This window comes from Mycobacterium talmoniae, assembly GCF_001854525.1.
GTDB classification, from domain to species: Bacteria; Actinomycetota; Actinomycetes; order Mycobacteriales; family Mycobacteriaceae; genus Mycobacterium; species Mycobacterium talmoniae.
The window spans coordinates 1-11630 of record NZ_MLQM01000171.1 but is presented as its reverse complement, the minus strand read 5'-3'; the positions used below and the strand labels follow the sequence as shown (position 1 = coordinate 11630).

14 protein-coding genes and 1 pseudogene are annotated in these 11630 nt (G+C 67.5%); 9 read left to right on the top strand and 6 right to left on the bottom strand.

Features of this window, described 5'->3' with window-relative positions; translation table 11 throughout:
- Positions 1-244: pseudogene (locus tag BKN37_RS22345) on the bottom strand (ABC transporter permease); the annotation flags it as partial.
- Between the two features lie 302 nt (positions 245-546).
- On the opposite strand from BKN37_RS22345, the gene BKN37_RS22340 reads away from it, so the two are divergent.
- The 5 genes from BKN37_RS22340 to BKN37_RS22320 all read left to right on the top strand — a co-directional run bounded on the left by BKN37_RS22340 (position 547) and on the right by BKN37_RS22320 (position 5167).
- Positions 547-1038: a beta-class carbonic anhydrase gene (locus BKN37_RS22340; RefSeq protein ID WP_071029136.1), complete on the top strand. Its 492-nt coding sequence runs from the start codon at positions 547-549 to the stop codon at positions 1036-1038.
- A gap of 100 nt (positions 1039-1138) precedes the next feature.
- Positions 1139-2095, top strand: coding sequence for a sulfate adenylyltransferase subunit CysD (gene cysD, locus BKN37_RS22335; protein WP_071029133.1), 957 nt, complete (start codon positions 1139-1141; stop codon positions 2093-2095).
- Positions 2095-3939 carry an adenylyl-sulfate kinase gene (gene cysC, locus BKN37_RS22330; RefSeq protein ID WP_071029132.1) on the top strand — a complete coding sequence of 615 codons (1845 nt, stop codon included), beginning with the start codon at positions 2095-2097 and terminating at the stop codon, positions 3937-3939. Before cysD ends, cysC begins: the two co-directional genes overlap by 1 nt.
- Positions 3936-4664 (top strand): 3'(2'),5'-bisphosphate nucleotidase CysQ, encoded by a 729-nt coding sequence (locus tag BKN37_RS22325; RefSeq protein ID WP_071029131.1) that lies wholly within the window; start codon positions 3936-3938, stop codon positions 4662-4664. The genes cysC and BKN37_RS22325 overlap by 4 nt, the downstream gene beginning before the upstream one ends.
- Positions 4665-4690: 26 nt before the next feature.
- The gene (locus BKN37_RS22320; protein WP_071029130.1) at positions 4691-5167 is read left to right on the top strand and encodes an Rrf2 family transcriptional regulator; all 477 of its coding nucleotides are present in this window, start codon (positions 4691-4693) and stop codon (positions 5165-5167) included.
- 5 nt (positions 5168-5172) lie between these two features.
- On the opposite strand, the gene BKN37_RS22315 is transcribed toward BKN37_RS22320, so the two are convergent.
- Both BKN37_RS22315 and BKN37_RS22310 read right to left on the bottom strand, forming a co-directional pair.
- The gene (locus BKN37_RS22315; protein WP_071029129.1) at positions 5173-5562 is read right to left on the bottom strand and encodes a VOC family protein; all 390 of its coding nucleotides are present in this window, start codon (positions 5560-5562) and stop codon (positions 5173-5175) included.
- A 35-nt stretch (positions 5563-5597) separates the two neighbouring features.
- Positions 5598-6020, bottom strand: coding sequence for a VOC family protein (locus tag BKN37_RS22310; protein WP_071029135.1), 423 nt, complete (start codon positions 6018-6020; stop codon positions 5598-5600).
- Between the two features lie 60 nt (positions 6021-6080).
- Here BKN37_RS22310 and BKN37_RS22305 point away from each other — a divergent pair, with 60 nt between their 5' ends.
- Positions 6081-6962: an LLM class flavin-dependent oxidoreductase gene (locus BKN37_RS22305; RefSeq protein ID WP_071029134.1), complete on the top strand. Its 882-nt coding sequence runs from the start codon at positions 6081-6083 to the stop codon at positions 6960-6962.
- Between the two features lie 170 nt (positions 6963-7132).
- Positions 7133-8623: a DUF4185 domain-containing protein gene (locus BKN37_RS22300; protein WP_071029128.1), complete on the top strand. Its 1491-nt coding sequence runs from the start codon at positions 7133-7135 to the stop codon at positions 8621-8623.
- A 5-nt stretch (positions 8624-8628) separates the two neighbouring features.
- Here the strand turns inward: BKN37_RS22300 and BKN37_RS22295 are convergent, their stop codons facing one another.
- A complete protein-coding gene (locus BKN37_RS22295; protein WP_071029127.1) occupies positions 8629-9303 on the bottom strand; it encodes a maleylpyruvate isomerase family mycothiol-dependent enzyme in 675 nt (224 codons plus the stop codon).
- Between the two features lie 27 nt (positions 9304-9330).
- On the bottom strand, positions 9331-9627 hold the full coding sequence (locus BKN37_RS29325) for a DUF732 domain-containing protein (protein ID WP_071029126.1): 297 nt from the start codon (positions 9625-9627) through the stop codon (positions 9331-9333).
- Positions 9628-9823: 196 nt separating this feature from the next.
- Between BKN37_RS29325 and BKN37_RS22285 the strand changes: the two genes are divergently transcribed.
- Together BKN37_RS22285 and BKN37_RS30475 are read left to right on the top strand one after the other, a co-directional pair.
- Entirely contained in the window at positions 9824-10231 is a 408-nt protein-coding gene (locus tag BKN37_RS22285; RefSeq protein WP_071029125.1) for a hypothetical protein, read from the top strand.
- A gap of 88 nt (positions 10232-10319) precedes the next feature.
- Positions 10320-10535 carry a transposase gene (locus BKN37_RS30475; protein WP_083341970.1) on the top strand — a complete coding sequence of 72 codons (216 nt, stop codon included), beginning with the start codon at positions 10320-10322 and terminating at the stop codon, positions 10533-10535.
- Between the two features lie 189 nt (positions 10536-10724).
- Here the strand turns inward: BKN37_RS30475 and BKN37_RS28050 are convergent.
- Positions 10725-11630, bottom strand: a 906-nt coding sequence (locus BKN37_RS28050) for a DUF3800 domain-containing protein (RefSeq protein ID WP_083341969.1), incomplete at its 5' end; no start/stop codon positions are given.

Here is an 11630-nt window from a genome sequence, read left to right as displayed (position 1 = left end):
CGGTCACGCCGAAGTCGCCGCGCACGGCATGGGAGGCCCAGTGCGCGTAGCGCAGCGGGATCGGCTTGTCCAGGCCCAGCTCGGCGGCCTTGGCGTCGATCACCGCCTGCGGCGGGCGCGGATTGCGGTGCAGCAGGTTGTCCAGCGGCGAGAACGACACCGAGGTCAAACAGAACGCCAAAAACGAGGCCAGCGCCAACAACACCAGGTAGTTGACCAACCGCCGCGCCAGGAAACGGGTCATGCGGGGATTCCCGGTGCGGAGGGCATGGGCACAGGGTAGAGCGCGCCGGCGCCTTCTTCGGTGGCTGGCCGCCTCGTGTCGCCGGGCCGGTGCCTACTGAAATCGACGTCCAGATTGACCTATAGCCCCGAGAATCGGGGGTTCGCGCCGTATGGACGTCGATTTCAGCAGCCACCGGCGTACACCTGCTTAAGTTTCGATGATCCGAACCCGTGGAATCGGTCCCGCCGATTGCTAGACTGACCGGCGCCAGCCGTCTGTCTAGCAAACGACGTACCCCCAAATATGGTGAGGAGATGGGCGTGACAGTTACCGACGATTACCTGGCCAACAACGCCGAGTACGCAAAGACCTTCCACGGCCCGCTGCCCATGCCGCCGAGCAAGCACGTCGCGGTGGTGGCCTGCATGGACGCCCGGCTGGACGTGTACCGGGTGCTGGGCATCAACGAGGGTGAGGCGCATGCGATCCGCAACGCCGGCGGCGTGATCAGCGAGGACGCGATCCGCTCGTTGGCGATCAGCCAGCGGCTGCTGGGCACGCGGGAGATCATCCTGATCCACCACACCGACTGCGGCATGCTCACCTTCACCGACGACGAGTTCAAGCGCTCCATCCTGGAGGAGACCGGCATCCGGCCGTCGTGGGCGGCCGAGGCCTTCCCCGATCCGGAGGAAGATGTCCGCCAGTCGCTGCGCCGGGTCAAGGCCAGCCCGTTCATCACCCAGACCACCTCGCTGCGCGGCTTCGTGTTCGACGTCGCCACCGGCGAACTCCACGAGGTCGCCGGGTAGCTCGCCGGGAAACGCCCGTTGACAAGCGCCGATCCTGGCTGGTTTTATAGTTGGTTATGCTCGTAAATATGGTCAGTTCTACCAACTTTACCGGGATACTGTGACGTCCGCGGCGACGGCCGGCCCGGCGGCCGACACAGAGACGACGTCCCCGGCGCCCGGACAGTACGAGCTCAGCCACCTGCGCTCGCTGGAGGCCGAGGCCATCCACATCATCCGCGAGGTGGCCGCCGAGTTCGAACGCCCGGTGCTGCTGTTTTCCGGCGGCAAGGATTCGATCGTGATGCTGCACCTCGCGGTCAAGGCGTTCCGCCCGGGCCGGCTGCCGTTTCCGGTCATGCACGTCGACACCGGCCACAACTTCGACGAGGTCCTCGCCACCCGCGACGAGCTGGTCGCCCAGACCGGGGTGCGGCTGGTGGTGGCCTCGGTGCAAGACGACATCGACGCCGGGCGCGTCACCGACAACGGCCCGTCGCGCAACCCGCTGCAGACCGTGACGCTGCTGCGCGCGATCCGGGAGAACCGCTTCGACGCCGCCTTCGGCGGGGCCCGGCGCGACGAGGAGAAGGCCCGCGCCAAGGAGCGGGTGTTCAGCTTCCGCGACGAGTTCGGCCAATGGGACCCCAAGGCGCAGCGTCCGGAGCTGTGGAACCTCTACAACGGGCGGCACCACAAGGGTGAGCACATCCGGGTGTTCCCGCTGTCGAACTGGACCGAATTCGACATCTGGTCCTACATCGGCGCCGAGGAGATCACCTTGCCGGCGATCTATTACGCGCACCGGCGCCGCGTCTTCCAGCGCGACGGGATGCTGCTGGCCGAGCACCGCTACCTGCAGCCGCGGCCCGACGAGGAGGTGTTCGAGACCTCGGTGCGGTTCCGCACCGTCGGCGACGTCACCTGCACCGGCTGCGTGGAATCGGAGGCATCCACGGTGGCCGAGGTGATCGCCGAGACCGCCGTGTCGCGGCTGACCGAGCGGGGCGCGACCCGCGCCGACGACCGGATCTCGGAGGCCGGCATGGAAGACCGCAAACGGCAGGGGTACTTCTGATGACGACACTGCTGCGGATCGCCACCGCCGGCTCGGTCGACGACGGAAAATCCACCCTGATCGGCCGGCTGCTGTATGACTCCAAGGCCGTCATGGAGGACCAGTGGGCCTCGGTGGAGGCCACCTCCAAGGAACGCGGCCACGACTACACCGACCTGGCTTTGGTCACCGACGGGCTGCGGGCCGAACGCGAACAGGGCATCACCATCGATGTCGCGTACCGCTATTTCGCCACGCCCAAGCGGAAATTCATCATCGCCGACACCCCGGGCCACATCCAGTACACCCGCAACATGGTGACCGGGACCTCCACCGCGCACCTGGCGATCGTGCTGGTAGACGCGCGGCACGGGTTGCAGGAGCAGTCCCGTCGGCACACCTTCTTGGCGTCGCTGCTGGGGATCCGGCACGTGGTGCTGGCGGTCAACAAGATGGACCTGATCGACTGGGACCAAGAGAAATTCGAGGCGATCCGGGACGACTTTCACGCCTTCGCCACCCGGCTGGACATCCATGACGTGACCACCATTCCGCTGTCGGCGCTGCACGGCGACAACGTGGTGACCAAGTCCGATCGCAGCCCCTGGTACGACGGGCCGGCGCTGCTATCGCATCTGGAGGAGGTGTACGTCGCCGGGGATCGCAACCTGGTCGACGTGCGGTTCCCGGTGCAGTACGTGATCCGCCCGCAAACCCATGAGCACCGTGACCACCGCAGCTACGCGGGCACCGTGGCCAGTGGGGTGATGCGCCCCGGCGACGAGATCGTGGTGCTGCCCACCGGAAAGTCCAGTCGTATCACCGGGATTGACGGGACCAGCGGACCCGTCGACGAGGCGTTCCCGCCGATGGCGGTGTCGGTGAGCCTGGCCGACGATCTGGACATCTCCCGCGGCGACATGATCGCCCGGGCCAACAACCAGCCGCGGGTCAGCCAGGACTTCGACGCGACGGTGTGCTGGATGGCCGACGGCTCGGCGCTCGAACCCGGCCGCGACTACCTGATCAAGCACACCACCCGCACCACCCGGGTGCGGGTGACCGGGTTGGACTACCGCCTCGACGTCAACACCTTGCACCGGGATAAGACCGCAACGGCGTTGAAGCTCAACGAACTCGGCCGGATTTCGCTGCGCGCCCAGACCCCGCTGCTGCTGGATGAGTACACCCGCAACGCCAGCACCGGATCGTTCATCCTGATCGATCCCGCCACCAACGGCACGGTGGCCGCCGGCATGGTGCTGCGGGACGCCTCCGGGCACTCCGCAAGCCCGAATACGGTGCGGCACAAGTCGTTGGTGACCGCCCAGGACCGGATGGCGCGCGGCCGCACGGTGTGGTTCACCGGCTTGTCCGGCTCGGGCAAGTCCTCGGTGGCGATGCTGGTCGAGCGCAAACTGCTCGACGACGGGGTCCCGGCCTACGTGCTCGACGGCGACAACCTGCGGCACGGGCTGAACGCCGACCTCGGCTTCTCCATGGCCGACCGCGCGGAGAACCTGCGTCGGCTGGCGCATGTGGCGACCCTGCTGGCCGATTCCGGGCACACCGTGTTGGTGCCGGCGATCAGCCCGCTGGTCGAGCATCGCGAGCTGGCTCGCCAGGTGCACACCGAGGCCGGCCTGGACTTCATCGAGGTGTTCTGCGACACCCCGCTGGAAGACTGTGAGAAGCGGGATCCCAAGGGCCTGTACGCCAAAGCGCGGGCGGGGGAGATCACCCACTTCACCGGTATCGACAGTCCGTATCAGCGGCCGAAGAACCCGGATCTGCGGCTCACCCCGGAGCACAGCACCGAGGAACTGGCGCAGCAGGTCATCGACCTGCTCGAGTCGCGGCGGTGAGCGATCACGAGCTGGCCGCGCGGCTGGCCACCCAGGCCGGCCAGCTGCTGCTGGCGGTGCGCGACGAGCTGGCCGAGGCCAGCGAGGCCGAACGCAAGGCCGCCGGGGACAAGCGTTCCCACGACTTGTTGACCGACGCGCTGGCCCGCGAACGGCCCGGTGACGCGGTGCTGTCCGAAGAGGGCGCCGACGACCCGGCGCGGCTGCGCGCGCAGCGGGTGTGGATCGTCGACCCGCTGGATGGCACCCGGGAATTCGCCGAACTCGGCCGCGACGACTGGGCCGTGCACGTGGCGTTGTGGGTTTCCGGTGACCTGGCCGCCGGGGCGGTGGCGCTGCCGGCGCAGGGCGTCACCCTGGCCACCCCCACCGTCGCCGCGCCCGCGCCGCATCACGGGCCGCCGCGGCTGGTGGTGTCGCGGACGCGCCCGCCCGCGCTCGCGTTGGCGGTGCGCGACGCGTTGGACGCCACCCTGGTGCCGATGGGATCGGCGGGCGCCAAGGTCGCCGCGGTGGTGCAAGGCCGCGCCGATGTGTACGTGCACGCCGGCGGGCAGTACGAGTGGGATTCGGCGGCGCCGGTCGCGGTGGCCCGGGCGGCGGGACTGCACACCTCCCGCATCGACGGCTCGGCGCTGAGCTACAACCGGCCCGACCCGCTGCTGCCGGATCTGGTGGTGTGTCGCCCCGAGTACGCGCAGGCGGTGCTGGCCGCCATCGGCTAACGCCGGGCAATGGCAGAATCCCCAGCATGCGGATGTCGGCCAAGGCGGAGTACGCGGTGCGGGCGATGGTGCAGCTCGCCACCGCCGAGCCCGGCGCGCTGGTGAAAACCGATGACCTGGCCCAAGCCCAGGGCATCCCGCCGCAATTTCTGGTTGACATCCTCACGGCGCTGCGCACCGATCGGCTGGTGCGCAGCCACCGCGGCCGCGACGGCGGCTACGAACTGGCTCGCCCGGCCACCGAGATCAGCATCGCCGACGTGTTGCGCTGCATCGACGGCCCGCTGGCCAGCGTGCGCGACATCGGGCTCGGCGACCTGCCCTACGGAGGTCCCACCGCCGCGCTGCCCGACGTGTGGCGGGCGCTGCGCGCCAGCATGCGCCTGGTGCTGGAGGAGACCAGCCTGGCCGACGTCGCGGCCGGGGCGCTGCCCGAGCATGTGGCCCGCCTCGCCGACGACTACCGCTCCCAAGAACACGCCCGCGGCCACCGGGAAACCTGATCCCCTTAGGCCCCCGAGCCGTAGGGGCGGGTGAGGATCTCCATCGCGTGCCCGTTGGGGTCGCGGAAATACACCCCGCGGCCGCCGTCGCGGTGGTTGATCTCGCCGGCCCGCTCGGCGCGCGGGTCGGCCCAATGCGGCATGCCGCGCGACGAGATCTTGTCGTAGATGGCGTCGAATTCCGCCTCGGACACCAGAAATGCGTAGTGCTGCGGCCGGATCGCTTCCTCGGCGGGCACCTCGGCGTAATCGAGGCTGGCGTCGTGGTCCAGGCCCACCACCATGAAGTGGCCGAAGGGCTGCGGGTCGGGCAGCCCGAACAACTCGGCCAGAAACTCGGCGGACGCCCGCTTATCGTGGGCGGCGACGATGGTGTGGTTGAAGGAAATGCTCATGGCCCCAGTCTGCCGCGCGACCCGCCGCCGCGCCGCTACTTGGGTGCGGTGAGCTCCAGCGCGATGTTGTCCGGGTCGCGGAACTCGAGGATGTACGACGGGCCGATATCCTTGATCGGCTCATGGGCGATCCCCAAGTCATCGAGATGCGCTGCGGCAGCATCTAGTTCGCCTTTATCAGCCACCCGCAACGCCAGGTGGTCCAGGCCCACCCGGTTTTCGTCGAAGCGGTCATCGGCGACGGGCCGCAGCCCGATCAGCGCACCGCCGAGGTCGTAGATGACCCCGCCGAACAGAAAACCCAACCGCGCGCGGGTGGCCTGATCGGCGTTCGCGGGCATCTCGACGAGGACCGGCCAGCCGAACACCGATTCGTAGAACCGCCGCGATCGCTCGATGTCGGTGACGGTGAGCCGGACATGCGCGATGGAGCTGCTGGTGACGGCCACCCGCCACATGCTGCCACCCGGCCGGCCGCGTGTGGTGGCCATGCCAGAATCGCCGTCGTGCAGATCGGGATGACCATGCCGGTGATGGAGCCAGACCTGGACGCGACGCTGCTGCGGGACTGGGCGCGCGCCATCGACGACGGGCCGTTCTCGTCGTTGTGCTGGGGTGAGCGGATCGCGTTCGAGAACCCCGACAGCCTGACGCTGTTGGGGGCGCTGGCGGCCTGGACCGAGCGGGTTCGGTTGGTGACGACGGTGGTGGTGCCCCAATTGCACGATCCCGTCATGCTGGCCAAGGCGCTGGCCACCGGCGACCTGCTGTGCGACGGACGGCTCACCGTCGGCATCGGCGTGGGCGGCCGGCACGAGGACTATCGCGCGGTCGGCGCCGACCCGGCCACCCAGACGATGCGCGGCATGGCGCAGCGGGTGGCGGTCATGAAACGGGTCTGGGCGGGGGAGAAGGTCACCGAATCGGTGCTGCCGGTGGGGCCGGCGCCGGTGCAGCCGGGAGGTCCGCGGCTGCTGGTGGGCACCATCGGTCCCAAGACCGTCCGCAGCGCCGCGGGCTGGGCCGACGGGCTGGCCGGTACCACCTTGGATCTCGACGTGACCAAACAAGACGAGCTGTTCGACGTCGCCCGCGCCGCGTGGGCGCAGGCCGGCAAACCCAAACCCCATCTGGCGACGTCGTTTTGGTTTGCCCTGGGCGATGACGAGTCCGCCCGGGCCCAGGTGCACCGGCACCTGCGGCGCTACATGAACTGGATCCCGGCCGACTACGTCGACGCGATGGCGCCGACCACCGGGTGGGCGGGCAGCGCCGACGACCTGGTCGCGGTGCTGCGTAAATTCGCCGCGATCGGCACCGACGAAGTGCATCTCATCCCGACCAGTTCCGACCTCGACCAGCTGCATCAGGTGGCCGACGCGGTGCGCGCCCTCGACTAAGCGGGCCACAAAGTAGCACGCCCACGCGCCATCGGGGCGAAATCGGTCGGTTGCGACACGGTCACGGATGAGTACCACTCCCGAATCACAGGCCACAACAGCCTCGCAGGCCACTATCGTCACACCAGTCGAGTGCGGACGTCAAGGCGCGTCCCCCAGAAAGGTGTGACATGTCGGCGATCCGTCGAATCGTTTCAGCGGCGATGGCAGTGCTGGCTGCCGTCGCGCTGATCGTTGAGACCGGCCCCGCGCCGTCTGCGTCCGCGGCGACCTGCAATTCGCCCGAAGCCAATGTCGATCCGCCGACCGCGGTCCCGGTGACGCCCAACCCGGGACCGGTGCAACGGCCGACCGGGCGCCGGCCCCGCGGGACCAATCCGTCGGCGCCGCTGCCCAAACTGGGCCCGCTGATCAGGTCCTTGCTGCACCCCAGCGGTTCGGGGTACGCCGCGCGGCGCGATCCGCCCGACCCCGCCGCGCCGATCCAACAGCAGGCGGCAGTGGTCCCGGCCCCGCCGGTTCCGCCGCCCGGCGGGGGCGCCCCCGCGCCGCCGGCAGTTCCGCAGCCGGCCCCGAACCCCGCGGCCGCTCCGGCGGCCGCGGCACCTGACCCTGGTGCCGCGATCGGGGGGTCGACGACGTCGCTGGTCGAGTGGGTGACCGGGCCCAACAGCCCCAACAGGACCCTCGAACGGTTCGGCATCTCCGGCACCGACCTCGGGATCCCCTGGGACAACGGCGATCCCGCCAACCGTCAGGTGCTCATGGCGTTCGGTGACACCTTCGGCTACTGCCGGTTGCCCGGCCAACAGTGGCGGTACAACACCTTGTTTCGCAGCCAAGACCGCGACCTGTCCGACGGAATCCTGGTGGGCCCCGGCATTGTCGGCAACAAATACTCCGGCTCACCGGTGCTGCAATCGAACTTCTCCCGGCCGATCCTGCCGCACGTCAAGTGGGCGCCCAGCCAGGAGGGCATGATTCCGACCGCCGCCATCTCCGTCGGCGGCAAGCAATACATGAATTTCATGTCCATCAAGCAGTGGGGCCGCGACGGCGAATGGTCGACGAACTACTCGGCCATCGCGATGTCACCCGACAACGGCGAGCACTGGGGGATCTTCCCGCAGACCGTGCGGTCCACGGCGCCGGAGAACGTCCCCGGGGCCCGGTACGTACCGGGCAATGAGAACTTCCAGATGGGGGCCTACCTGCGCGGCGGCGACGGATACCTGTACTCGTTCGGCACACCGTCCGGGCGCGGCGGGTCGGCGTACCTGTCCCGGGTTCCCGAAGGCCAGCTCATCGACGTCACGAGATACCAGTACTGGAACGATTCCGGGGGCTGGGTGCCGAGCAATCCGGGCGCGGCCACCCCGGTGATCCCGGGCCCGGTGGGCGAGATGTCCGCCCAATACAACTCGTATCTCAAGAAGTTCTTGGTGCTCTACAGCAACGGCGCCAACGACGTGGTGGCGCGCACCGCCCCGGCGCCGCAGGGACCCTGGAGTGCCGAACAGCCCCTGGTGTCCTCGATGCAGATGCCCGGCGGCATCTACGCGCCGTACCTGCATCCGTGGACGAGCGGGAAGGACGTGTTCTTCACGCTGTCGCTGTGGAACGCCTACGACGTGATGTTGATGCACACCGTGCTGGGGTAGGGACGTCAGCCCAGCGGAATCGACTGGTCGTCGTCGCGCGGGCCGAACAAGCCGAATAGCTCGGTCATCTGGGTGGTCGGCGCCGGTGTCCAGTCCCAGGCGGCGATCTGGCGCTGGTATCGGCGGCTGAAGGTGCCGCGCAGCAGCTCATAGCCGTCGGCGCGCAGCAGCGTCTCGGGGTCCCCGGAACCGCAGCGCCACTGCTGGCCGTGTTCGTCGCGGATCAGCAGCGCGGTGCTGTGCCGCAGCCGCCGCGCCAGCAGCGCCATCATCACCTCCAGCACGGGCTGCCAGTGCGCGCGGTCCGGCCGGGGCAGCCGGAGCGCTTCGCGAAGGTCGGCCTCGTGCCCGATGACGTCGCCGGCCAGGTTGGGGCCGGAGAGCTTTGACTGGGCCAGCGCCGATTCGGTGCCGGGGGCGACGCGCTCCCACTCGGCGAGCAGCTCCGCCACGGACTGGTGCCGACGCTCCCCGACATGGCGGGCCGTCCATGCGTCACCGGGTGCCCCGTCCAGGCGTCCGCTCGACAGGTCGGCCGCACCCCCGACCAGATGCGCCAGCACGTCGTGCACGGTCCAGCCCGGGGTGGCGGGTACCGGGGTGCGCAGCTGGTCGTCGCTAAGGGTGCTGACCACATCGGCGACCCGCTGGCGGGCGGCGCGGTACCTCACGTCAAGCATGACGACCTCCGCCGAGTGCCGAGCAGGTCAGAGCTTGTCGGGGCACAGCTCGTGGCGTGCCGCGTCGACCACCAGCGGGCCGTTGTCCTGGAAGGCGTGCTGGGGGTGGTTGGCGGCCTGCTCGGGGGTCTCGCCGTCGCGGAGACGCGCGCAGGCGAAGTGTCCGGCGGTCACCCAGTCGTTCTCGACCGGGCCGTAGCCCATGATGTTCTGGCCGTGTGATCGGAGATAGTCGAGGTAGCTTGCATCATCGGCGTGCGCGGGTGCCGCCAATGTGATCGCGGCAACAAATGCGGCGGCGCCAATCCCAATCTTCTTCAACATCGCGTTTACCCTTTGGCTCAACGTGACCCGCGGATACAGACCACAGACTTCAGTTGTACTCCGTCGCTTGGCGCGGGTGGCATCCCGGTGGGGCGTAATGAGAGCAGCGACACGCGAACAATCCAATGGGTTCGCACGGCGCCGCTGCGGCCAGGCCCAACCTGCCCATGTCCGGGCGGCGGCCGATACTGACTGAGTGTGGTATCGGCTGTATGACGATCTGTTGCTGGCTTCCCTGGTGCTCAGCGGCATGGTGGGGTTGATGTTGCGCTTCCTCCTGACCCGCGAACGGCTCCAGCTGGCCCGTACGGTCGCGAAAGCGGTCCTGGGCGTCGCGCTGTCTTATATCGCGCTGTACGCGGCGATCTTCGGCGTCTTTTTGACGATCTGGCTGTACATCCCGGTGGCCAGACTGTTTCACTCCGGACCATTGCTCACGGCGGTTGTGTGGATTCAAATGGCCGTGATGGTTGGAGGCGTTGCGCTCTTGGTCTACCGCAGGCCGATAGCCCGCATCCCGGTGATGCTGTTCACCGTGACGACGCTGGCTTTCGGCGCATGGCTGGTACTGAATCCGTTCGAATGGCTGCCACATCCAACCTGACGCACCTTTGACGGGTGAAACGTGAGGTCCCCCAGAAACGGTGGACGTCTGAGATAGCGGGACGGCGGTTCCCTGGAAAGATGTTCCTATGCCACGACGCCGGCGTTGGTATACCCCTGAGTACAGGGTTGAGGCCGCAAATCAGGTGATCGACGGCAATCAGCGGGTTGCTGAAGTTGCCCGCGAACTGGATCTGCATGAGAACCGGCGGCATACCTGGGTGCGTGATGAACGTCGGCGGATGGCCACCGCCGTAGCTGGAATCAGGGCCCGATCCCGGTGGAGGCGAGCCGCTTTCGGCTGAGGAGCGGGCGGGGTTGGTGCGGCTGCGAGCGCAGGCGGCCAAGCATAAGCGCTGGTGCAGACCCACGACCGCGCGTTGGATTGCACCGCATAGTCGGTACGTGCGTGTACGGTAGAGCGCAGACCGGGAGGGGTTCTGCGGCCCCGTGAGTCGATGAGACCCTCGGTCGCCAACTTATGTTGCCGCTGGTCACCGCCCCAGGCACTCCGACAAGCGCTCCTCAACGTTTGCGTCGAACGGAGGTAGCGGCCATGGTGGCATGGGCGGTGTTGGGCAACTGCCAGAGGGGTACAGCTTGATCCCGAAACCGCAAACCCGACCGGAGGCACTAGCGCGTAATTTCGGCCACAGGACGCGTGCATAACCGGGATCATGGTTGTTCAGGTACCTGTTGAAGCCGCCAGCGATGAGATCGGCCATTTGCACGCCGATACTTTCTTGCGATGGCATGAATGAGATGGCGTCGACAAGGTTATCGAATGTGGTGTAAAACGATCCGCTCCGTGTGGCGTCGCGAAGCTTCTTGTCATCGGCTTGTTCCTCATCGCAGATCACAAGCCCGCCTGTGGTGTGCTCCGCGCAGTCGTAGTTAATCCGTTCGAAAAGCGGTTTCACACCGTGCAGGATGGGTGATTGGTTGCCATATGTGCGGCGCTGATCGACCGCGACAATAATGATTTTCACACTGGAGATCTCGACGAGCGCTTGAAGGCAACCCAATACCAGTGCCCTTCTCTTAACACTAGTATCGAGGCCCGACCTAATCATCCAGTTCGGCTTTTTCTCCGGATCACGGTTGAGCCCGACATGACTGAATTTCAACTCGTATGGGTAGTTGCTGGCGAATCCCAGGCGCAACGCTGTAGTCGCGATGCTGTTCTTGAGTTGCGGAATCTCATCCGCGTCAATTCCAAAGCCGCCCAGCGTAAAGAACGGTGGCTTATCAGGCCTGCCGGACCGGTCACCGGGGGTAAGTCCCCTGGGGTGGTGGGGTTTCGGGACCGGGGCTGATCTGGACGGATCCCTGTTGGGGTGTGTCGATACCGGGCTTGGGGTGGGCCATCGCGTAGTGGTCAATGAGTTACCTACCAAAGT